This window comes from Micromonospora sp. NPDC048935 (assembly GCF_043197875.1).
Lineage (GTDB): Bacteria > Actinomycetota > Actinomycetes > Mycobacteriales > Micromonosporaceae > Micromonospora.
The window spans coordinates 100,035-122,142 of the sequence record NZ_JBICTZ010000014.1 but is presented as its reverse complement, the minus strand read 5'-3'; the positions used below and the strand labels follow the sequence as shown (position 1 = coordinate 122,142).

At 71.0% G+C, this 22,108-nt stretch carries 23 protein-coding genes; 19 read left to right on the top strand and 4 right to left on the bottom strand.

The window, feature by feature from the left end:
- Window positions 1-31: 31 nt before the first annotated feature.
- The 5 genes from ACGFIW_RS29865 (at window position 32) to ACGFIW_RS29845 (ending at window position 5,905) form a co-directional block, all read left to right on the top strand.
- Window positions 32-1,264, top strand: coding sequence for a DUF4153 domain-containing protein (locus tag ACGFIW_RS29865; RefSeq protein WP_393322714.1), 1,233 nt, complete (start codon window positions 32-34; stop codon window positions 1,262-1,264).
- Between the two features lie 44 nt (window positions 1,265-1,308).
- Entirely contained in the window at window positions 1,309-1,722 is a 414-nt protein-coding gene (locus tag ACGFIW_RS29860) for a hypothetical protein (RefSeq protein WP_393322711.1), read from the top strand.
- 1 nt (window position 1,723) lies between these two features.
- Complete coding sequence (locus tag ACGFIW_RS29855) at window positions 1,724-3,364, top strand: cation acetate symporter (RefSeq protein ID WP_393322708.1); 1,641 nt, start codon at window positions 1,724-1,726, stop codon at window positions 3,362-3,364.
- 88 nt (window positions 3,365-3,452) lie between these two features.
- Window positions 3,453-4,217, top strand: coding sequence for an ABC transporter ATP-binding protein (locus ACGFIW_RS29850; protein WP_393322705.1), 765 nt, complete (start codon window positions 3,453-3,455; stop codon window positions 4,215-4,217).
- Entirely contained in the window at window positions 4,214-5,905 is a 1,692-nt protein-coding gene (locus ACGFIW_RS29845; RefSeq protein ID WP_393322938.1) for an ABC transporter permease, read from the top strand. The genes ACGFIW_RS29850 and ACGFIW_RS29845 overlap by 4 nt, the downstream gene beginning before the upstream one ends.
- A 58-nt stretch (window positions 5,906-5,963) precedes the next feature.
- Here ACGFIW_RS29845 and ACGFIW_RS29840 read toward each other — a convergent pair whose 3' ends face one another.
- Window positions 5,964-6,713, bottom strand: a complete 750-nt coding sequence (locus tag ACGFIW_RS29840; protein WP_393322702.1) for a GntR family transcriptional regulator — start codon at window positions 6,711-6,713, stop codon at window positions 5,964-5,966.
- A 116-nt stretch (window positions 6,714-6,829) separates the two neighbouring features.
- Window positions 6,830-7,006 carry a hypothetical protein gene (locus ACGFIW_RS29835; protein WP_393322699.1) on the bottom strand — a complete coding sequence of 59 codons (177 nt, stop codon included), beginning with the start codon at window positions 7,004-7,006 and terminating at the stop codon, window positions 6,830-6,832.
- A 102-nt stretch (window positions 7,007-7,108) separates the two neighbouring features.
- Here ACGFIW_RS29835 and ACGFIW_RS29830 point away from each other — a divergent pair, with 102 nt between their 5' ends.
- A complete protein-coding gene (locus tag ACGFIW_RS29830) occupies window positions 7,109-7,429 on the top strand; it encodes a hypothetical protein (RefSeq protein ID WP_393322696.1) in 321 nt (106 codons plus the stop codon).
- A gap of 49 nt (window positions 7,430-7,478) precedes the next feature.
- Here ACGFIW_RS29830 and ACGFIW_RS29825 read toward each other — a convergent pair whose 3' ends face one another.
- A complete protein-coding gene (locus ACGFIW_RS29825) occupies window positions 7,479-7,646 on the bottom strand; it encodes a DUF397 domain-containing protein (RefSeq protein ID WP_393322693.1) in 168 nt (55 codons plus the stop codon).
- Window positions 7,647-7,919: 273 nt separating this feature from the next.
- Here ACGFIW_RS29825 and ACGFIW_RS29820 point away from each other — a divergent pair, with 273 nt between their 5' ends.
- The 12 genes from ACGFIW_RS29820 to ACGFIW_RS29765 all read left to right on the top strand — a co-directional run bounded on the left by ACGFIW_RS29820 (window position 7,920) and on the right by ACGFIW_RS29765 (window position 19,945).
- Window positions 7,920-8,672: a flavin reductase family protein gene (locus tag ACGFIW_RS29820; protein ID WP_393322935.1), complete on the top strand. Its 753-nt coding sequence runs from the start codon at window positions 7,920-7,922 to the stop codon at window positions 8,670-8,672.
- Window positions 8,673-8,847: 175 nt separating this feature from the next.
- A complete protein-coding gene (locus ACGFIW_RS29815) occupies window positions 8,848-9,213 on the top strand; it encodes a DUF485 domain-containing protein (RefSeq protein WP_393322690.1) in 366 nt (121 codons plus the stop codon).
- Window positions 9,191-10,882, top strand: a complete 1,692-nt coding sequence (locus ACGFIW_RS29810; RefSeq protein WP_393322687.1) for a cation acetate symporter — start codon at window positions 9,191-9,193, stop codon at window positions 10,880-10,882. Before ACGFIW_RS29815 ends, ACGFIW_RS29810 begins: the two co-directional genes overlap by 23 nt.
- A gap of 81 nt (window positions 10,883-10,963) precedes the next feature.
- Window positions 10,964-11,941: an NAD-dependent epimerase/dehydratase family protein gene (locus ACGFIW_RS29805; RefSeq protein ID WP_393322684.1), complete on the top strand. Its 978-nt coding sequence runs from the start codon at window positions 10,964-10,966 to the stop codon at window positions 11,939-11,941.
- A gap of 65 nt (window positions 11,942-12,006) precedes the next feature.
- Window positions 12,007-13,233 (top strand): LCP family protein, encoded by a 1,227-nt coding sequence (locus ACGFIW_RS29800; RefSeq protein ID WP_393322681.1) that lies wholly within the window; start codon window positions 12,007-12,009, stop codon window positions 13,231-13,233.
- Window positions 13,234-13,409: 176 nt separating this feature from the next.
- Complete coding sequence (locus tag ACGFIW_RS29795; RefSeq protein WP_393322678.1) at window positions 13,410-14,672, top strand: LCP family protein; 1,263 nt, start codon at window positions 13,410-13,412, stop codon at window positions 14,670-14,672.
- Between the two features lie 183 nt (window positions 14,673-14,855).
- On the top strand, window positions 14,856-15,818 hold the full coding sequence (locus ACGFIW_RS29790; RefSeq protein ID WP_393322675.1) for an LCP family protein: 963 nt from the start codon (window positions 14,856-14,858) through the stop codon (window positions 15,816-15,818).
- Window positions 15,819-15,876: 58 nt separating this feature from the next.
- Complete coding sequence (locus ACGFIW_RS29785) at window positions 15,877-16,212, top strand: rhodanese-like domain-containing protein (RefSeq protein ID WP_357556572.1); 336 nt, start codon at window positions 15,877-15,879, stop codon at window positions 16,210-16,212.
- Window positions 16,213-16,222: 10 nt separating this feature from the next.
- Entirely contained in the window at window positions 16,223-17,011 is a 789-nt protein-coding gene (locus tag ACGFIW_RS29780; RefSeq protein ID WP_393322672.1) for a glycerophosphodiester phosphodiesterase, read from the top strand.
- Window positions 17,012-17,057: 46 nt separating this feature from the next.
- Window positions 17,058-18,512 (top strand): ATP-binding protein, encoded by a 1,455-nt coding sequence (locus ACGFIW_RS29775; RefSeq protein WP_393322669.1) that lies wholly within the window; start codon window positions 17,058-17,060, stop codon window positions 18,510-18,512.
- A 66-nt stretch (window positions 18,513-18,578) separates the two neighbouring features.
- Window positions 18,579-18,998, top strand: a complete 420-nt coding sequence (locus ACGFIW_RS29770) for an ATP-binding protein (protein WP_393322932.1) — start codon at window positions 18,579-18,581, stop codon at window positions 18,996-18,998.
- Between the two features lie 59 nt (window positions 18,999-19,057).
- Window positions 19,058-19,945: a DUF5926 family protein gene (locus ACGFIW_RS29765; protein ID WP_393322666.1), complete on the top strand. Its 888-nt coding sequence runs from the start codon at window positions 19,058-19,060 to the stop codon at window positions 19,943-19,945.
- A 15-nt stretch (window positions 19,946-19,960) separates the two neighbouring features.
- Here the strand turns inward: ACGFIW_RS29765 and ACGFIW_RS29760 are convergent, their stop codons facing one another.
- Window positions 19,961-21,178: an arginine deiminase gene (locus tag ACGFIW_RS29760; protein WP_393322663.1), complete on the bottom strand. Its 1,218-nt coding sequence runs from the start codon at window positions 21,176-21,178 to the stop codon at window positions 19,961-19,963.
- Between the two features lie 163 nt (window positions 21,179-21,341).
- Between ACGFIW_RS29760 and ACGFIW_RS29755 the strand changes: the two genes are divergently transcribed.
- Window positions 21,342-22,079, top strand: coding sequence for a hypothetical protein (locus tag ACGFIW_RS29755; protein WP_393322660.1), 738 nt, complete (start codon window positions 21,342-21,344; stop codon window positions 22,077-22,079).
- Window positions 22,080-22,108: the final 29 nt, after the last annotated feature.

Below are 22,108 nucleotides of genomic sequence, written 5' to 3'. Positions count from 1 at the left end.
ACAGATCGCCTGGGCCGTCGCGACGATCGTGTTGGTCGCCGTCGGCACGGTCCGCGCGGCCGGTTGGCTCTTCGCGCTCTGCCTGGTCGCGGCGGCGGTGACCGGGACACTCGCGGTGACCGGCGGGCGAAGCCCGCTCGGGATGCTTGTCGCCGCGACGCTTCCGCCGGCCGCGACGGTACGGGCGCTCCCCTGGGCGGTACGCGGGCTGCGCGACACCCGCCCGGCCGGGACGGGGATCGGGTTCGGCCGCATCCTGACCAGTTTGGCGACCTCCGCCGGCCTGTTGCTGCTGTTCGGTCTGCTCTTCTCCTCCGCCGACGCGGTCTTCGCCGATCTGGTCACGGGTCTCCTGCCCGACATCTCGGCGGCCAGTGTGGTTGGCTGGCTGGTGCGTCTGGGGCTGATCGGTGGCGGTCTGCTCGGCGCGGCGTACCTGGTCAGTCGTCCGCCCGACCTGGAGGGCCTGCGGCCGGGGCCGGCCCGACCGGCCCACCGGCTGGAGTGGACCCTGCCGCTGGTGTTGCTCGACACCCTGTTCGCCGCGTTCGTGCTGGTCCAGCTCACGGTGTTCTTCGGCGGCGCGGGGCACGTGCTGCGGACGGCGGGGCTCACCTACGCCCAGTACGCCCGCGGTGGCTTCTGGCAGTTGCTCGCCGTCACCGCGCTCACCCTGTTGGTGATCGCTTTCGCCGCCCGCCGGGCACCGAAGGCCACCCGAGCGGACCGGCTGCTGGTTCGAGCGCTACTCGGCACGCTCGCCGCGCTGAGCCTGGTGGTCGTCGCCTCCGCGCTCTACCGGATGCAGGTCTACGCCGACGCGTACGGCGCGACCCGGCTCCGGCTCTTCGTGACGACAGTCGAACTCTGGCTCGGGCTGCTCTTCGTCCTGGTCGGTGTGGCGGTGGTACGGCTGCGGGCCGCCTGGCTGCCTCGGCTGGTGATCGGCACGGCGGTGCTGGCGCTGCTCGGGTTGGCAGTGGTCAACCCGGACCGGCTGATCGCCGACCGCAACGTCGACAGGTACCTGGAGACCGGCCGCCTGGACGTCGGTTACCTGTCCGGGCTGTCGGCGGACGCGGTACCGGCGCTGAACCGGCTGCCCGAACCGATGCGTGGCTGCGCCCTGAGGCAGCTCGCCGCCGAGCTGCCCCGCGACGGGCTCTGGGGGACGAACCTCGGCCGGGAGCGGGCGCGGCGGGATCTCGAGGAGGTCCAGGGGGCCGCTGCGCTGATGGACTGCACCGCTCTGCGGGGCTGGTGAGCGCGAACGCTTGACAATCGCGCGCGGCGGGCAAGACTGCCGGGGTGGCCAAGCAACTCCCTGACGTGGGGTCGGGCGGTGCGGCACCGCCGCCCCGGCGGGCCCGGATCGTGCTGGCCGAGATCAGCCGGCAGGACACCCGCGCCGAGCGGACCCGCGCCGAGCTGGCCCAGCAGACCCAGGTCGGCGAGGCGCTGGTCCGCGGCCTGGTCCGGGCCCAACTCGCGCTGGCGTTGCGGCTGTCCCTGGTGGTGGCCATCGGGTTGGGTGGGCTGCCGTGGCTGTTCGCCATCGCACCCTCGCTCGGCCGGACCACGGTCGCCGGCGTCAACCTGCCGTGGTTGCTGCTCGGGGTGGCCTCGTTCCCGTTCCTGATCGGGGTGGGCTGGGCGTACGTGCGGTTGGCCGAGCGCAACGAGCAGGACTTCACCGATCTGGTGCAGCGGCCGGAGCACTGAGGTGGGCAACGACTTCGTGGTCCCGGCCATCGTCGCGGTCACCCTGGTCACCGTCGGGATCGGCTTCTACGGGCTGCGGTTGGCGCGGACCACGTCCGACTTCCTGGTGGCGTCCCGGGCGATCAGTCCGACGTGGAACGCCGCAGCCATCGGCGGGGAGTACCTGTCGGCGGCGAGCTTCCTCGGCATCGCCGGTCTGGTCCTCAAGTACGGCGTGGACGTGCTCTGGTATCCGGTCGGTTTCGCCGCCGGCTACCTGGCCCTGCTGCTGTTCGTGGCCGCGCCGCTGCGCCGCTCGGGCGCGTTCACCCTGCCCGACTTCTGCGAGCTGCGGTTGGGGTCCCGCCGGCTACGCATCCTGGCCACCGCGTTCGTGATCTTCATCGGTTGGCTGTACCTGGTGCCACAACTCCAGGGCGCCGGGCTCACCCTGGCCACGGTTGCCGGTGCCCCGTACCCGGTCGGTGCCCTGCTGGTCGCCGCCGTGGTCACCGCCAACGTGGCGCTGGGCGGGATGCGGGCCATCACCTTCGTGCAGGCGTTCCAGTACTGGCTCAAGCTGACCGCGCTGGCCGTACCGGTGATCTTCCTGGCGTTGCAGTGGCAGGCCGACGGCCGCCCGGCGGTGACGCCGCCCGACGGGCCGACGTTCCGGGCCGCGACCACCGTCGTGGTCGAGCACCGCGCGACCCTCACCCTGCCCGACGGTGACATCCGGGAGGTACGCCCCGGCGAGGAGCTGACCTTCGCCGCCGGTGACCCGGTGCCGGACGTGTCCGGGGTGGCGACCGGTGCCAGCGACTGGCTGCTGCCCAGCGCCGCGGGCAACGACGACCGAGGGCTGTTCGCCACGTACTCGCTGATCCTTGCCACGTTCCTGGGCACCATGGGGCTGCCGCACGTGCTGGTGCGCTTCTACACCAACCCGGACGGCGCGGCGGCACGCCGGACGACCCTTGTCGTGCTGGCCCTCGTCGGCGTCTTCTATCTGCTGCCCACCCTGTACGGGGTGCTCGGCCGGATCTACACACCGCAACTGCTGGTCAGCGGGCAGACCGACGCGGTGGTGGTGTTGCTGCCCGGAGCGGCACTCGGCGACGGGGCAGTCGGGCGGCTGCTCGCCGCGCTGGTCTCGGCGGGCGCGTTCGCGGCGTTCCTCTCCACCTCGTCCGGGCTGCTGACAAGCGTCGCCGGAGTGATCTCGACGGATGTGCTCGGCCAGGGCTCGGTACGCGGCTTCCGGCTGGCCACGGTGCTCGCCGGAGCGGTGCCGACACTGCTGGCGCTGCACGTCTCCGGACTTGACGTGTCGCAGGTGGTCGGGCTGGCCTTCGCGGTCGCGGCGTCGAGTTTCTGCCCGCTGCTCGTGCTCGGCATCTGGTGGCGTGGGTTGACCGACGTGGGCGCCGCCGCCGGTGTCGTGGTCGGAGGCGGCGCGGCGATCGGGGCGGTGCTGGTCACCGTGCTCGGGCCGCCGTTGTCCGGCTGGCCGGCCACGCTCACCACCCAGCCGGCCGCCTGGACGGTGCCACTGGCGTTCACCGTGATGGTCGTGGTGTCGATGGCCACCCGGCGTCGGGCCCCGGCCGACATCGCGGCCACGATGCTGCGCCTGCACACCCCCGAGACCGTCCGCCTCTAGGTTGTTCGGGCGGCTACGCCTCCAGGATGATCGCGAATCCGTCCGCCGCCGGAGGGCGGAACTGGCGATCGACGGATAACGTCGGCACATGACTGTTGAGCACCCCGCGCTCGCACTGCGTGGCCTGGCCAAACGCTTCGACGGCACGATCGCGGTGGCCGGCGTCGACCTGGACGTGCCGGCTGGCTCCTTCTACGGCCTGCTTGGCCCGAACGGCGCCGGCAAGACCACCACCCTGTCGATGGCGGTCGGGCTGCTGCGGCCGGACACGGGGTCGGCGTGGGTGCTCGGGCACGACGTCTGGCAGGACCCGGTGACCGCCAAGCGGCTGCTCGGGGTGATGCCCGACGGTGTTCGGCTGTTCGACCGGCTGACCGGGGCGGAGCTGCTGGCGTACAACGGGTTGTTGCGGGGGATGGACCCGGCGGTGGTCGACCAGCGGGCCGCCGAGTTGCTTGACGTGCTGGCGCTCGGTGACGCCGGCCGGACCCTCGTGGTGGACTACTCGGCGGGCATGAAGAAGAAGATCGGCCTGGCCTGCGCGCTGCTGCACGGCCCTCGGGTGCTGGTGTTGGACGAGCCGTTCGAGGCGGTCGACCCGGTCTCCGCCGCACTGATCCGGGACATCCTCACCCGTTACGCGGCCGGCGGCGGCACGGTGATCTTCTCCAGTCACGTGATGGAGGTCGTCGAGCGGCTCTGCTCGCACGTGGCGATCCTCGCCCAGGGCGTCATCAAGCGGGTCGGGACGCTCGACGAGGTCCGGGGCGACCGTTCGTTGGAGCAGATCTTCGTCGAGGTGGTGGGCGGGCGCACCGCGACCGGCGAGGAGCTGTCGTGGCTCTCCCAGTGACCGTGGACGCCACCCCCGCCGCGCCGGTCCGCGCGGTCTCCGCTCGCCACTTCGCCCGACTCAAGCTGCGGGTGATGGGCAACAACTTCCGGGGCCAGGGCTGGCGGATCGCCCTGTTCATCGGCGGCGCGCTGCTCGGGCTCTGGTTCGCCGCCAGCGGCTTCTTCCTCTTCGCCGCGCCCGGCCTGGCCGGCGACGGCACGTACGCGGTGCTTGTCGCGGCCGCCGGCGGTGGGCTGCTGGTGCTCGGTTGGTTGCTGCTGCCACTTGTCTTCTTCGGGGTGGACGAAACCCTGGACCCGGCCCGGTTCGCGCTGCTGCCGCTGCCCCGCCGGACGTTGGTGACCGGCCTGTTCGTCGCGGCCCTGATCAGCGTGCCGGTGCTGGCGGTGCTGATCGCGTCGTTCGGGCTGGTGCTCACCGCCCTGTCCCTGGGCGGTTGGTCGGCTGGGTTGGTCGCCGTCGTCGGCGTGCTCGCCGGGCTGCTGCTCTGCGTGGCCGCCAGCCGGGCGGTGACCAGCGCGTTCGCCACCATGTTGCGGTCGCGTCGGGTCCGCGACCTGGCGGCCGTGCTGCTGGCGGTGACCGCCGCGATGCTCGGCCCGTTGCAGGTCGTCGGCCTCGCCGCCCTGCGGGAGGCGGACTGGGCCCGACTGTCCGGCGTGGCGACAGTGATCGGTTGGACGCCGTTCGGCGCGCCGTGGACGATGGGCATCGACGTGGCCCAGGGCCGGGTCTGGGCGGCACCGGTCAAGTTGCTGATCACGGTGGTGGCGATCGGTGCCCTGCTGCTCTGGTGGTCGCGGTCGCTGGAGTCGGCGATGGTGGGTGCGGCCAGCGGTGGCAAGGCCCCGGCTCGGCGCGGCGTCGCCGGTGGCGCGGTCGCCCAACTGTTCCCCCGGGCCGTCGGCTGGGCGCGCCGGGACCGGTTCGGTGCCCTGGTCGCCCGAGAGGCGCGCTACTGGTGGCGGGACGCTCGCCGCCGGGCCAACCTGATCACGATCGCCGTGGTCGGCATCTTCGTACCCGTGTTCATCAACGTCACGGGCGGGGACTTCGCGGCCATGGAGGACGGCGGGTTGACTGCGGCGGCCAGCGACAGCTCACCGGTCGTGGTCACCATCTCCATGGTTCTCGTGGGCGTACTCGCCGCGGCCACCCTGGCCAACCAGTTCGGCTTCGACGGCAGCGCGTACGCCGCGAACGTGGTGGCCGGGGTGCCCGGTCGGCTGGAGCTGCGGGCGCGGATGACGGCCTTCTCGCTGTACGTGCTGCCGATGCTGGCGTTCGTGTCCGTGGTGCTGTCGGTGCTGGTGAGTCGACCGGGTTGGATCGGGCTCACCTTCGGCAGCCTGGTCGCCACCTACGGTGTGGGGCTGGCGGTGAACAGCCTGGTCTCCGTGCTCGGGGCGTACTCGCTGCCGGAGACGAGCAACCCGTTCGCGATGAACAGCGGTGCGGGCCTCACGAAGGGGCTGCTCACCCTGCTGACCATGATCACCTCGGCGGTCGCTGCGGTGCCGATGGTGGTGGCCGCAGCACTGCTCAGTGACGCCTGGCTCTGGCTGGCACTGCCGGTGGGTGCGGCGTACGGGGTGGGCGCGGCGCTGCTGGGCGCGTACCTGGCCGGCGACGTGCTGGACCGGCGTCAGCCGGAGCTGCTGGCCACGGTCACGCCACGCCGTTAGCCGACGCGCCTTCGACCACAGGGGGCGGATGCGGTGCACCCGACGCCATGAGCCGCCGTCAGTCCACCGGGATCCGGTAGACCAACTCGTACCGACCGCGCGGGAGCACGATGTCCGCCGTCTCGACCGGCACGCCAGCGGCGTAGTACGTCCGACTGATCTCGTATACGTCCGCTGGCCGGCCGGGCAACCCCAGCGCTTCCGCCTCGGCGTCCGACGCGGGCCGGGAGTTGATCCGCTCTTCGAACTCGTCGACGTGCACACCGATCGCGTCCATCCGGGCGACCACGCCGACCGCGGCTCCCGCCTCCGGCCACTCCACGGGTGTGCCGCCGGTGACGCTCAGCGGCTCGTACGACGTCGACAGCTGGATCGGATCACCGTCGCTGAGGAACCGGTATGCCGTACGCATCACCGGCGCTCCCGGCTCCACGCCGAGCCGCACCGCGATCAGGTCGTCGGCCAGGTCGTGGCGGCTGTCGTGCTCCCAGGTGGCCTGCTGACCCGCGCGGGCCGCATCCCGAGCGAATGGTGATGTAGGGCCCGGACTGCCCCGCATCTCGCGGCCGTGAGCCTGTCGAACCAGTCGCCGGGCGGTCCGGACGTAGACGCCCGACCCGGCTCGCCCTTCGACCAGTCCCTCACCCTTGAGCACGGCAATCGCCCACTTCGCGACAGTGCGGCTCACGCCGAATCGGTTCATGAGCGTGGTTTCGCTGGGCAGCTTGGCGCCGGCTACCAGCGTGCCGGACTGAATCTCCGCACGCAGCTCCGCAGCAATCGCCAAATAGGCGGGCGTCTTAGCCATGGGGCACAACCTCCGGTCAGCCCACCCAGTCGATCACAGAGAACCTGGTGTGCCAAGTTGGGGCGACGCCCTTGCTCGACCGCACCTAGTGTACTAGCTTTTGAGGTAGCTCCCCGCTATCGATCGGCTCCGGTCAGCAACCACCGCTGGCGGTGGCGGGGAGTCCCGTACGCCGCGCAGTCGGCCAGCAGCTCGCCCGCCGCGGCCCATCCACCCGAAGGGATGTCGATGTGGCGCAACCTGATCAACCGCATCTCCCGCAGGATCGGCCGGCGGCGCGGTTCCTCCGCCACCCAGGCATGGGAAGCCGGCGACCGCCTGGCCGCTCACCAGCGACTGCTCGACCAGGCGCGGCACCGATCGGCCGCGCACCACTACGACAGGCCGGCCTGACGGTGGTCGGGGAACCCGCCCTCGCCCAGGCGGCCGTCAACAGCCAATACGAGCAGTCCCTACGGGAAATCGCTGCGGTCGAAGCCCGTCTCGCGGACGAGCACGTGCCGCGCCGTCCCGGGTGGACATGCCAGTCGTGCGAGCCCGACACCTCCTGGCCATGTCTCCCGGCGCAGGCACACCTGGCCGAGCAGTACCGCAACGACCGAATCGGCCTGGCGATGCACGTGGGCAGCCTTTACTACGTGGCCGTCAACGAGCGCCCGGACGAGGACGCCGCCGAACTGTACGAGCGGATCGTCGGATGGATCCGGGAGCCGTAGCCCAAGACCCGTTCGCGATGGAGCTGCTGGCCACGGTCACGCCACGCCGTTAGCCGACGCGCCGGCCGGGAGCCTGGGCCGTGTCGGCGACGAAGCCACGCCAGGCGGCCGGCGCGAAGGTGAGGGTCAGCCCCGAGCGATCCCTGCTGTCCCGAATCAACACGACGCCGGGCAGATTGTCCGCCACCTCGACACAGTTGCCGCCGGAATCGGTCAACCGGGAGTAGATCAGCCATGTTCGGGTTCATCCGGGGCAGGAGCGGGACGCGGCGGTCGTACCCGAAAGGGAAGCTGGCGGGACCGGCGGCGGTGCCGGACGCTCGTCGCCAAGATCCGCGCAACATCAGGGTTGTTGGTGTCTCCCATGTGTCGGAGGCAGCAACATCGGGGAAGTTGTTCGGATCTTGGCGTGGGCTCGACCCCTCCTGCCGTTGCCGTGCATTGGGGAAGCCCGGGGCGGGGAGCTGAGGTGAGCCGGCGGCACCTGCCGATGCGACCGCTGTGGCGGTGTCGCGGCTGCGGCGCGCTCTGGCCATGCCAGCCGGCGCGGCTGACGTTGCTCGCCGAGTACCGGCACGATCGCGTGGCGCTGCTGATCTACCTGGGTGCTCTGATGACGGAGGCGGGTGATCAGCTCGCCCGGCTCGGCGGGCGACCCACCGACCTGCACGAACGCTTCGTGGGTTGGGCGCGGGGTCGGGGCGGCACAATGTTTCACGTGAATCATGAGCCGGGTGCCGAGATCCATCACACCGATCCGTTCGCGGTGCCGAGCGGGCAGCGGTCGCCGGTACGCCGGCTACGCGGTCGCCTCGCCACGCCTGTGACACTCTGGACGGCGCAGGGCCCGGCCGGGCTGACGGTGTCGTCCACCCTGGTGGCCGAGGGGGAGCCGGACCGGCTGCTCGGGCTGATCGACCCGGAGTCCGACCTCTGGGCGGCAGCGGAGGAGGCGGGCCGGTTCGCGGTCACGCTGCTCGGCCCGCCGCACCGGCAACTCGCAGACCGGTTCGCCGGCCTCTTTCCCGCCCCGGGCGGGCTCTTCGCCACCGGCGAGTGGATCGACACTTCGCACGGGCCGGTGCCGGGGGATGCCGGCGGCTGGGCCGGATGCCGGCTGGACAGTGCCCGCGAGTGCGGCTGGGGCCTGCTGGTGGAGGCCACCATCGAGACTGTCGAGTTGACCGAGGAGGCGTCTCCCCTGCTGCACTTCCGCGGTCGCTACCACGAGTTGCCGGCCTGACCGGGCGGCCCGACCGGACCGACCGGTCACCGGGGTGACCTGAGTCACTTGGCGCAGGCAACCCACCGCTCGGCGCAGTCGTCTACCGGCGTCGATCTCAGCCTTCCCTGTCGGGGAGCGCGCTCTCTACCGTGCGCGAAACTCCTCTGACGCCTGTGAAGGTGGTGATCCACAGATGTCCACGGACACACCCGCTCCGGCCGCTTCCCAGTCGGACAAGTACCTGGCCGTACAACGGTCGGACGAATTCGCCGGGCTGCGGCGTGCGCTGCGCGGCTTCGTCTTCCCGATGACCGTCGCGTTCTTCCTGTGGTATGCGCTCTACGTCATTCTCTCCGCGTACGCCCGGGACTTCATGGGCACGAAGCTGTTCGGCAGCAACATCAACGTCGCACTGGTCTTCGGCCTGCTCCAGTTCGTCTCCACGTTCCTGATCGCCTGGCTCTACTCCCGGTACGCGGACCGGAAGATCGACCCCATCGCGGACCGCATCCGCGTCGAGATCGGGGAGGTGACCCGTGAAGACGGTTCACGCGGTTGAGACGTTCCTCGCGGCCGAGGCGGGCGATCACACCGCCCGCAACCTGACCATCACGCTCTTCCTGGTCTTCGTGGCGGTGACCCTGGGCATCACCATCTGGGCCAGTCGGCAGACCAAGACGGCTACCGACTTCTACGCCGGCGGCCGGTCCTTCTCCGGCTTCCAGAACGGCATGGCGATCGGCGGCGACTACATGTCGGCCGCCTCGTTCCTCGGCATCGCCGGCATCATCGCGCTGTACGGCTACGACGGCTTCCTCTACTCGATCGGCTTCCTGGTCGCCTGGCTGGTGGCCCTGCTGCTGGTCGCGGAGCTGCTGCGGAACTCGGGCCGCTACACGATGGCGGACGTGCTGGCCTTCCGGATGCGTCAGCGCCCGGTGCGTACGGCGGCGGCGGTCTCCACCATCACGGTGTCGATCTTCTACCTGCTCGCCCAGATGGTCGGCGCCGGCGCGCTGGTCGCGCTGCTGCTCGGCATCCGGCCGGGGACGACCTTCCTCGGCATGGACGCGGCGACCGCCAAGGTGGCGACCATCATCATGGTCGGCGCCCTGATGATCATCTACGTGACCGTGGGCGGCATGAAGGGCACCACGTACGTGCAGATCGTCAAGGCGTTCCTGCTGATGAGCGGCGCGCTGCTGATGACCGTGCTGGTGCTGGCGAAGTTCCACTTCAACCTGTCGGAACTGCTCGGCGCCGCCGCAGCCAAGTCCGGCAAGGGCGATGCTCTCCTGCAACCGGGCCTGCGGTACGGCGTGGAGGTCGCCGGGAACGCCACGCAGACGTTCTACAACAAGATGGACCTGCTCTCGCTCGGCATCGCCCTGGTGCTCGGCACCGCCGGCCTGCCACACATCCTGATCCGCTTCTACACGGTGCCGACCGCCAAGGCGGCCCGCAAGAGCGTGCTCTGGGCGATCGGCATCATCGGCGCCTTCTACCTGCTCACCCTGGCCCTCGGCTTCGGTGCGGCGGCGCTGGTCGGCAGCAAGGCGATCACCGATCAGGACAAGGCCGGCAACACCGCCGCACCGCAGTTGGCCGAGGCGTTGGGCATGGACTTCTTCGGCGGTGACCTGGGTGGGGCAGCCCTGCTCGCGATCATCGCGGCGGTCGCCTTCGCCACCATCCTGGCGGTGGTGGCCGGGTTGACCCTGGCCTCCTCGTCCAGCCTCGCGCACGACTTCTACGCGAACGTGCTGAAGAAGGGGGAGGCGTCGGAGCGCCAGGAGGTCCGGGTCGCCCGGATCTCCGCCCTGGTGATCGGCGCGGTCTCCATCCTGCTGTCGATCTTCGCGCAGAACCTCAACGTGGCGTTCCTGGTGGCGCTGGCCTTCGCGGTCGCCGCCTCGGGCAACCTGCCGGCGATCCTCTACAGCCTCTTCTGGCGGCGGTTCAACACCTCCGGCGCGGTGTGGGCGATCTACGGCGGGCTGATCTCGGCCGTGCTGCTGGTGTTCTTCTCTCCGGTGGTCTCCGGTGCGGCGACCTCGATGTTCCCGGACCACGACTGGCAGTGGTTCCCGCTGTCCAACCCGGGCATCCTCTCCATCCCGTTCGGTTTCCTCTGCGGGTGGATCGGGACGGTCATCTCCAAGGAGCACGACGAGGACAAGTACGCGGAGCTGGAGGTGCGTGCCCTCACCGGCTCTGGCGCCCACTGATCCAGGCACCGGGCCCCCTGCTGACGCCACGCGTCCGCGGGGGGCCTCTCGCCGTTATCGGGGATCGGTAGGCTGACCAGCATGAAGGTTGCTGAGCGCTTCGGTTCCGGTCACCGCGTTCTCGTCACCGGCGGAGCTGGTTTCGTCCCGTCGCACCTGGTGGACGTCCTGATCGCCCGCGGATGCGAGGTGGTGGCGCTGGACAACTTCGTGACCGGCTCCAAGGAGAACATCGCCCACCTGCTGGATCGGCCAACCTTCACGCTCGTCGAAGCGGACATCTCCGACGGTCTGCCGACCAACCACCCGGCACTGGCCGAGCGGTTCGACGCGATCCTGCACATGGCCTCACCGGCCAGCCCCACCGACTTCGCCCAACTGCCGGTGGAGATCCTCCGGGTCGGCTCGGTGGGCACCCTGCACCTGCTGGAGCGCGCGGTCGCCGACGGCGCCCGGTTCCTGATGGCCTCCACCTCCGAGGCGTACGGGGACCCGAAGGAGCACCCGCAGCGCGAGACCTACTGGGGCAACGTCAACCCGATCGGGGTGCGCAGCGTCTACGACGAGGCGAAGCGCTTCTCCGAGGCGGCCACCATGGCGTACCACAGGTACCGCGGGCTCGACGCGGCGATCGTCCGGATCTTCAACACGTACGGCCCGCGGATGCGCCCGGACGACGGCCGGGCCATCCCCACCTTCATCTCCCAGGCGCTGCGCGGCGAGCCGATCACCGTGCACGGCAGCGGCAACCAGACCCGGTCGATCTGCTTCGTCGAGGACCTGGTGCGGGGCATCCTGCTGCTGCTCGACTCGACCGAGACCGGCCCGATCAACTGTGGCACCGAGCACGAGCTGTCCATGCGGCAACTCGCCGAGTTGATCGTGTCACTCTCCGGCAGCAACTCGACGGTGACCTATGTCACTCGCAGCTCGGATGACCCGGAGATGCGGCGGCCCGATCTCACCCTGGCCCGCGAACTGCTCGGCTACGAGCCGACGGTGGCGCCCGAAGACGGCCTGCGACGCACGATCGCGCACTTCCGGGCTCACCTCGGGTAACGCGACGGCGATCGCTGAGTGTCGGCTGAAGGCGGCACTGGCTCCCGCTACGTACCCTGAGTGACATGTCTGCGACCTCGTCTGCCGGCGTCCCGCATCCGCACCTGCACCGCAGCTCCGGGCGCGCGTCGGTGCCCGGCCCCGATCGGGCGGCCTCCGGGCGCGCCCGTCCGACCGAGGCACGCTTCTACCCGCCGTACGACGAGGAGCAGCCCAGGCCCGGCGGCCCGGTGGGGCCACGGGGGCCCGGCGGGCCGGGTGGCCTGGGCGGGTCGGGGCGACGTGGGCCGCGACCGCGCTGGGGCCGGATCGCCCTCGTGGCGGGGGTCGCGGTGCTGGTGCTGGCGCTGCTCGGCAGCGTGGGTGCCTGGTTGTACGCCCGCAACCTCAACGGCGACCTGGCCCGCACCGACCCGTTCGCGGAGATCACCGGTGGCCGGCCGGCCAAGACCGTCGACGGCGCGCTGAACATCCTGCTGGTCGGCAGCGACTCACGGGACCCGGACGCGCCGGTCGACGTCAAGAGTCAGTGGCGCGCCGACACGATCATCGTGATGCACATCCCGGCCGACCACCAGCAGGCGTACCTGGTCTCCATCCCGCGCGACCTCTACGTACCGATTCCGGAGAGCGCCGGCGCGGACTGCGGCTCCGGCCAGCGCGCGAAGATCAACGCGGCGTTCGCGTTCGGCGGGCTGCCGCTGGCGGTTCGCACCGTGGAGTGCTTCACCGACGTCCGGATCGACCACGTGATGGCGATCGACTTCGGCGGCTTCAAGGAGGTCACCGACGCTCTCGGCGGAGTGGACCTGAAGGTGGAGCGGACCGTCACCTCGATCCACAAGCCGTACCGGACGTTCACCAAGGGCACCAACCACATGGACGGCGCGGAGGCGCTGGACTGGATCCGGCAGCGCAAGCAGTTCCCGGATGGGGACTTCGCCCGGATGCGGCACCAGCAGGAGTTTCTCCGGGCGCTGATGGACAAGGCGGCGAGCAGCGGCACGCTGGCGAACCCGGCGAAGCTCAACAACTTCCTCAAATCGGTGACCGCGGCCGTAACCGTCGACCAGGATTTCTCGGTTACCGACATGGCGCTACAGTTCCGCAACCTGCGCGGCCAGAACCTCACCTTCCTGACCAGCCCGAACTCGGGCAGCGACACGATCAACGGCGAGTCGGTGGTGGTCTCCGACCGGGAGAAGGCGCTCGGCATGTACAAGGCCATGACGGCGGACACCATGGCGGACTGGGTCAAGGCCAACCCGCCGAAGGGCAAGGACGGCGGCTGACGGGTGCCGGTCGGCCGGCGGGCCGACGGTCGTCCCGCCGTTCGGCCCATCGGGATGCGGCGATCGATCCACTCTGTGGGAAATCGACGTCCCGATTGACCCGTGATGAACTCGCCAAGTCGATTTGATGTACGTAGAGTGGTGCCGCCCCCTCCTGATCACGAGCTGGAGCACGCATGCCGGTTCAGGCCAGTCGTCGCCCTTCGTCCCCCGGGTCCGCCGCGCCCAGCGGCCGTGCCGCCGCGGCCATACCGGCCCAGGCGCGCCCCTCGCGTGGCGGGCCGGGCGGTCGCCCGCCCGGCGGCGGCAATGGTGGCCGGGTCGTTTCCGGAGGGTCGGCGAAGAAGCGGACCAGGCGCAAGGACCCGCTGTGGGCCCGGCTGACAGTGGTGTTCGGGGCGGTGCTGATGCTCAGCAGCGGCGTGGGCATCGTCGGCGGCAAGGTGCTGATCGGTCAGGCGACCGGGGACATCGCGCAACGGAACCTGCTCGGTGACGCGAGCAAGTCCGACGCCGAGGGCGGGGCCAGTCTGGACGGCCCGATCGACATGCTGCTGCTCGGCGTGGACGCCCGGGAGCGCTGGGCCGCCGACGACGTCCGCTCGGACAGCATCATCATCCTGCACATCCCGGCCACCCACGACCAGGCGTACCTGATCTCCATTCCCCGCGACACCGAGGTGCAGATCCCGGCCCGCCCGAAGAACGGTTGGTCCGGCGGCAGCGCGAAGATCAATGCGGCCTTCGAGGTGGGCGCCCGCAACGGTGCCGGCTGGGAGGGCGGTGCCCAGTTGATGGCCGAGACGATCAAGGGACTCACCGGCGTCAGCTTCGACGGCGCGGCGATCATCAACTTCGGCGGCTTCAAGAACGTCATCGACACCCTCGGCACCGTGCGGATCTGCGTGAGTCGCGAGGTCAAGTCGCATCACATGTCGTTCGTCGACGGCAAGCCGATGTGGAACGCCGACGCCAAGAAGACCAACAAGAAGATGACCCCGGTGGTGCACAAGAAGGGCTGCCAGCAGATGGAGGGCTGGGCGGCGCTCGACTACTCCCGCCAGCGCTACGGGCTGCCCGGTGGCGACTACGACCGGCAGCAGAACCAGCAGCAGCTGATCAAGGCGATGGCCAAGAAGGCCACCGATGGCGGCATGCTGACCAGCCCGACCAAGCTCCAGCAGTTGATCAAGGCGGCCGGCAAGGCGTTCGTGCTGGACACCGGCGGGGCGTCGATCGAGAACTTCATCTTCACCATGCGCGGGGTGACCGCGAACGAGCTGACCATGCTCAAGACCAACAACGGCACCTTCAACGGCACCGACAACGGCACCGAGGCGTTGAACGACGAGACGAAGGAGATGTTCCGCGCGGTCAAGCAGGACAAGCTCGCCGAGTTCGTCTTCACCCACCCCGAGGTGATCTCCAGCCGCAAGTGAGCGGTGCCCGTCGGAAGTCCCGGAAAGCCGGCGACCACCCCGTCACCGCCCGTAACCTGACGTGAGCAGGATTCACGTATCGGTCGCGGGGAGGCGGTCACGTCCAGGTGGGGACGGAACGTGGCGGGCCGAGCCGGAGCGGCTCCGCCCCGCCGAGCACGCCGCGCCCGAGGGTCACGGATCATGCTCGGCATCGGCCTGACCCTCGTCGTGCTGGCCGGGCTCGCCGTGATCGGTCTCAAGACGCTGAGCAACAGGTACGACCGCACGGTCACCAAGGAGCAGTTGCTCGACCCGGACGCCCGCACCGAGCGCACCGACCTGGACGGGCCCCTCAACTATCTCCTGGTCGGCTCCGACCGCCGCCCCGGCGGCAGCGGACCGGACCAACGCTCCGACACCATCCTCATCGTGCACGTGCCGGCCGGCCAGCGGGAGGCGTACCTGGTCTCCGTGCCGCGTGACCTGCTGGTCGCCATCCCGCCCGCGAACGGCTTCGGCGGCGGACAGGACAAGATCAATGCGGCGTACGAGCACGGCGGCGGCGGACCGGCCGGCGCCCAGCTACTCTCCGCCACCCTCAACCGGCTGACCGGAATCCGGTTCGACGGTGCCGCGTTGATCGACTTCTCCGGCTTCCGGAAGGTCATCGACCTGCTCGGCGGGGTGCGGATGTGCGTGGACACCGAGGTCCGCTCCATCCACACCAACCGGGTCTTCCCCGTCGGCTGCCAGCAGATGGACGGGGCGCAGGCCCTGGACTACGTCCGGCAGCGCTACGACCTGCCCGGGGGCGACTACGACCGGCAGCACCACCAGCAGCAGTTGCTCCGGGCGATGCTGGACAGCGCCGGCAGGGCGGATCTGCGGAGCAACCCGGTCAAGTTGGATCAGGTGCTCCGCGCGGTGGGCAGCTCGTTGACGGTGGACACCAACGGCGTACCCCTGGAGGACCTGCTCCTCGCGCTGCGCGCGCTGCCGCCCGACGGGATGCGCGGCGTCCAGGTGCCGTCGTCCCCGCAGACCATCGACGAGGTCTCGTACGTGGTGTTGGACAACGGGGGCAACGGCCTGTTCGAGGCGGTACGCGGCCGGCAGATGCCGTCGTGGGCGCAGGCCAACCCGCACTGGGTGACCCGGTTGTGACAGTGCCGACGGCGAGGTCGGTGCCGAACCGGCCGACGAGGATCTAGTGTTGCTTCCTGTGTTCGGACCCCAGGTTCCCACCGTGCCCGTGACCGAGATCGCCGACGAGACCTACCTGCTGGATGTGCGGGAGGCCGACGAATGGGCGGCCGGCCATGCGCCCACCGCCCACCACCTGCCGATGATGGAGCTGCCGGCCCGGCTCGCGGAGGTGCCCACCGACCGGGACGTGGCGGTCATCTGCCGCTCCGGCGGGCGTTCCGCCCAGGTCGTCGCCTACCTGGTCAACAACGGCTGGGAGCAGGTGCGCAACGCCGACGGCGGAATGCGCCAGTGGGCCGCCGTCGGCCGCCCGGTGGTCGACGCGAACGGGCAGCCCGGCCAGGTCATCTGAGGCGGCCGGGATGGGTGGGCCACTTGTCTTCGCGCACCGCGGCGCGTCGTACGACCTTCCCGAGCACACCCTCGCCGCGTACCTGCGCGCTCTCGACGAGGGTGCCGACGGCCTGGAGTGCGACGTCCGGCTGACCCGGGACGGGCACCTGGTCTGCGTGCACGACCGGCGACTCGACCGCACCAGCAACGGTCGCGGTCTGGTCAGCGCGCGGACGCTCGCCGAGCTGGAGGCACTGGACTTCGGCTCGTGGCATCCGGGCAGCGCGCCGAACGGGGACGTACCCTCGGACGACTCGCACACCCGGCTGCTGACCCTGACCCGCCTGCTGGACGCGGTGCTCGCCGCGGGCCGGCCGGTCCGGCTGCTGGTGGAGACGAAGCATCCGTCCCGCTACGGCTCGAACGTGGAACGGCGACTGGTCAGCCTGCTGCGCCAGTACGGGCTTGCCGACCCGGCGCCGGACGACCCGGTGCAGGTCACCGTCATGTCGTTCTCGCCGCTGGCGGTCCGCCGGGTGCACGAACTCGCGCCGAAGGTGCCCACGGTGCTGTTGCTGGAGGTGTTGCCGCGTTGGCCGCGGCTGGGGCGGCTGCCCTTCGGCACCCGTATCGCGGGGCCGGGCATCGGCCTGGTCCGGGCCCGCCCGCAGCTACTGCCCGCACTTCGCACGGCCGGCAACCAGGTGTACGTCTGGACGGTCAACGAGCCCACCGACCTCGACCTGGTGCTCGCCGCCGGGGTGGACGGGATCATCACCGATCGGCCGGGCTACGCCCTCGCCCGACTGGACCGCTGACCCGGCGGGGGTGCCCAAATCCAGGCCGGCGAGGCAGACTCGGCACATGCCGGAGCGTATCGATTTCCCCGCTCTCCTCACCGGTCACACAGTCGTGATCGAGATGATCAATTCGGGGGAGGCGGGCCTTCCGGTCCTCACCCAACTGCTGCGGGTGGCTCAGCCGTCCCTCGGCGCGACAGGGATGGCGTTCGTCGAGTTCGGTCCGACAGGTGGTCGCGTGATCGCCGCCACCGGCACGGCCGGATGGGCCCTCGGCCGTCCACTGGCGGCCGACGACCCGGACACTGTCTGCCTGCTCAACGGGCCACGGGTGCGCAACGTGCGGGTGGGCCATCTCAACGGCAAGTTGGCCGGCGAGCTGGCCGGCAGTGACCTGCGCTGGATGGTGGTCTCGCGGGCCGAGATCGGCGGCCACACCGTCGGCAGCCTGCACGCGCTCTACCCCGGCGACGACGAGCCGGACGCCGAGCGGCAGGGGGTCGTCGCCTACCTCGCGTCCTGTGTCGCGCACATGTACGGCGACCAGAGCGGCCTACCGGTGCACGGTGACGGCCCGGTGGTGGCGGCACTCGCCGACGGGCTGGCCGTCGTCGACCGCGACGGGTACGTCCGCCTCTGGAACCCGGCCGCCGCCCAGGTCACCGGTCGGTCGGTCGAGCAGGCGCTGAGTCGTCCCCTGCCGTTTCCGTTGCCGCCCTCCGGTCAGGTCCGCGACCACCGGATGCCGGACGGCCGTTGGCTGCGGATCACCTCCGGCGAGCTGCCCGGCCCGGGCTCGTTGCGGGTGGTCACCTTCCGCGACATCACCGACCAGCAGCGCCGCGACCACGACCGGGAGCTGTTCGTCGCGGTGACCAGCCACGAGCTGCGCACCCCCGTCACCGTCATCAAGGGGTACGCGGACACCCTCACCGACCACTGGGAGTCGCTGACCGACGTCGACCGGCGGCAGGCCGCCCGGGTGATCGGGCAACGCGCCAACGAGTTGGCCCGGCTGGTCGACCGTCTCCTCAGCTCGGCGGCCGAAGCCGGGCCGGGCGACGATCCGCCCACCCCGTTCGACCTCGGCGAGGCGCTGCGCTCGGCAGTCCTGGACCTACCGACGGAGTTGCGCCGCCGGCTGGTGCTGCGCCTCCCGGCCGACCTGCCCAAGGCGCTCGGCCACCGGCCCAGCCTGGCCACCGTGCTGACCGAGCTGACGACAAACGCCGGCAAATACTCCGCACCGGATTCTTCGATCGAGATCGCGGCCGCGGCGGACGGTCAACTGGTGGCGTTCCGGGTGAGCGACCGGGGCATCGGCATCCGACCGGAGCACGTGGAGCGGGCGTTCGACAGGTTCTGGCAGGGCGAGTCCGGCGACCGGCGCGGCTACCCCGGGGCAGGGCTCGGCCTCTATCTCGTTCGCCGAATCGTTGAACAACAGAATGGATGGGTATCCCTACGTCCGAGGACCGGTGGCGGTACGGTCGCAGAGGTGCGGCTACCGCGCGGTTGACCGAGGTGGCGCGACGTGGAGGCAACGGTGGCAGCGGCAGCGGCAGCGAGGGATCGGGCGTGGTGCGTGGTGGTTCCCCACCACCCGGCCGGGGCACGGCTGGCCCGGCACCGGCTCGCCGGTGAGCTTGCGGACGTCGTACCCCCGATACTCCTCGCGGATCTGATCGCGGTGCTCGCGGAGCTGGTGGGCAACGCGGTGCGGCACGCCCGGCCGCTGCCCGGTGGAGTGGTCCGGGTGGCCTGGCGGTTGCGGCCCTCGGCCCACGGTGTCCTGGTCCAGCTCGGCGTCACCGACGGCGGCGGCGCGAGCACCGCGCCACGGCTCCGGACGGCCAACGCGGACGCGGCGGACGGGCGCGGGCTGCACATCGTGGCCGGGCTGGCCACCCGCTGGGGCGTCGAACGGGACGGGATGGGCCAGCGGGTCTGGGCCGAGTTCGACCCGGTGCCGACACCTCTGCCCGACCTGGTGCCGGCCGGCTGAGGCTGGCCCGGGCGGGTCCGGGCCACGGTCGGCCGGCCGGGGCTCTAGGCTGTGACGCCGTGAGTAAGCGTCGAAAGAGCCAGCGCACCACCGCCGACACCACCCCCCGCCGCGAGAAGGTGCGCGACGTCTTCGTGCCGCGCCCGTTCGACGGGCTGGTCGACGAGGTCGAGTGGATCGCGCTGCGCGAGTTGGTGCCCGCCGCCTCCGCGCCGCTGCGGCTGGCACCCGCCCTGGTCGAGGAGTTCGGTGACCGGCCGGCGACGCTCGCCACGGTGCTGCCGATGGCCGCCCCGGCGATCACCAAGCCGGACGGCCGGGTGCTCATCGGCCTCCAGCGCCACCAGCAGTCCGGTGACGTCTCCCGGGATCTGGCCGAGGCGCTGCTCAGCGCGCTGCGCACCGAGCCGGGTGGCCAGGTGACCGTGCCGCCGCTGCCCGGCCCCGGCCCTCGCCTCCAGGACATCCTCGTGGACGGCCCGCTTGAGGTCACCATGCACGAGGGGTTCGAGTTCTGGCTCGACCCCGGGGCCGCCGACGATCCGACAGTCCAGGCGTCGCTGGAGCGGGCGAACGCGGCCATCTACCCGACCGTGCGGCTGACCGCCGCGAAGGCCGCGTACTGGTGCCAGGTCCCGGAGAAGGCACACGTGCGCTGGGTGCTCCCGGACGACGAGGACGCCGCCCTGGACGCGCTGGCCCGCCTCGGTGCCGCCGGCACGCTGACGCTCGGCGAGCAGACCAAGTTCGCCGGCATGTTCCGCGCACACGGTCGGCTGGTGCCGGTCTGGGACCTGCCGGAGGAGACCCCGGCGGCCGAGTGGGAGGAGCCGGTGGCGCAGTTCGCCAAGCGGTACGCCGAGGCGCTCGCCGCCACCGACCCGCTCGACGCCGCCGGCCGACGCGCCCGCCAGGGGCTGCTCGGCCGCCAACTCACCCTGCGCTGAGTGCCGCCGTCCCGCTCAGCCGGCGACGGGCAGGGGGTCGCGGGTGATCGGGCAGGACATGCAGCGCGGCCCGCCACGGCCGGAGCCCAACTCGGAGCCGGCGATCGGGATCACCTCGATGCCGGCGCGCTCCAGTTGGGCGTTGGTCTCGGTGTTGCGCTCGTAGCCGACGCAGAGCCGGGGCGCCAGCGCGAGGGTGTTGTTGCCGTCGTCCCACTGCTCGCGTTCCGCGGTCACCGGGTCCAGCCCGGTGTCGATGACCCGCAGCAGGTCGAGGTCCATCGCGTCGGCGGCGGCCCGCAGGAACGGCGCGGGCCCGTCCACCCGCGGGTCCGCACCATCGGCGCCGGCAATCACGGTGTACGCCGACAGCGTGCTCGCGATGTTGGGATACATCAGCACGGCGTCCACGTCGACCATCGTGCAGACCGTGTCGAGGTGCATGGTGGCGCGCTTCTGGGCGATCGGCACCACCAGGATGGTGTGGGCGAGCCCGGCGGCGAAGATCTGCCGGGCGAGGCGTTCGGCACCGGCCGGTGTGGTCCGCTCACCCACCCCGACCGCCAGCACCCCCGGTGCGAGCAGCAGCACGTCCCCGCCCTCCAGGTGCTCCAGGTTCGGGCGGTAGACGAACTCGGTGCCGGCGAAGCGTGGATGGTGGCGGTAGATGGCGTCGGTCAGGGTGGTCTCGCGTCGGCGGGCCGGCATGGCCAGACTCGTCACACCGACCCGATCGCCGATCCACAGCGACGAGTCGCGGGTGAACAGCAGGTTGGGCAACGGATCGATAACGAAATCGTGTCGATCCATCAGCGTGTAGACCAGCCCGCCCGGCCGTGCCGAGCTGATCCGCAGTTCCTCGTGGGCCAGCCCGGCGGTGAGCACGTCGGCCAGGGCGGCCGGGTCGAGGTAGGAGAGATGGTCGGCGACGCGGGCCCGCAGGGTGTCGCCGAGCCGCCGGGAGCCCAGCACCTCCTCGGTGAGTTCGGCCCGGGCGTCCGCGACGGCCAGCGTCTCCGCCAGCAGGGTCGCCAGGTAGAGCACCTCGACCCCACGATCGCGGAGGGCGGTGGCGAACGCGTCGTGCTCCTCCTGGGCGCGCCCGACCCAGGGGATCGCGTCGAACAGGAGTGAGTCGTTGTTGCGTGGCGTGAGCCGGGCCAGTTCCGGGCCGGGCCGGTGCAGCAGTACGGTGCCGAGCCGGCCGACTTCACTGTCGACGTAGTGGGTCACTCCCGCAGCGTAGGGCAGGGTTTGGCGGCATCCGAGAAAAGAACTGTGGATGAATATGGCATTCATCCGTAGTCACTCCGGCGCTCCGGCTTGCCGAACACCGGTAGTGGCAACGTAGGGTAGTGAGGACATAACTTCGAGGGACCTTTTGCCGGAGGTCGCGATGACTGTCTTTCCCGCACGACGAGCCGTACCGTCCGCTCGGGCACTGCCGCCCGTCGCGGTGCCACACCCCCGCGTCGAGTCGCCAGGGGCGCTCGAACCGGCCCGTCCGACACCGCTCGAATGGGCCCGCCGCCGTCGCGCCGAGCGGGGTGCACGCCGCCTGGAGGCCGCCGGGGCACGGGCACTGGGCCAACTCGACCACCTCGGGCCGGCCTGGCACGTCATCGAGTGGCCGCGCACAGACGTCACCGACGTCCTCGATCGCGGTCAGGACGAGCGGGCCGGGTTCCTCGCCATCGGGCCGAGCGGTCTCTTCGCCGTGACCATCGCCGATCACGGCCGGGCCAGGGTCCTCGTCGCCGGTGACGTCGTGCAGATCAACGGCAAGCGTCCACCGTACGTGGCCGAGTCCCGCCGGGACGCCAAGCGGGCCAGCAAGGCCCTCTCCGACGCGGTGGGGTTGACCGTCCCGGTGACGCCCGTGCTGACCTTCGTCGGCTCCGGTGTGATCAGCGTCTACGGCCTCCCCAAGGACTGCCTGATGGCCACCCACCGAGAGCTGGACCGGCTCCTCGTGGCTGGTGGCAGCCGGATCAGCCCCGCCACGGCCGAGAAACTGTCCCGGGTCGCACAGCATCCCAGCACCTGGCTCAACGGCACGTACCGTCCAACTGCCGACTACCGGTGGTATGAGGAGGGCCGAACGGCCGCTGACAAGCCGGCCCACCGCCGGTAACGTCACCGTCGACGCCACGCGACTCCGGT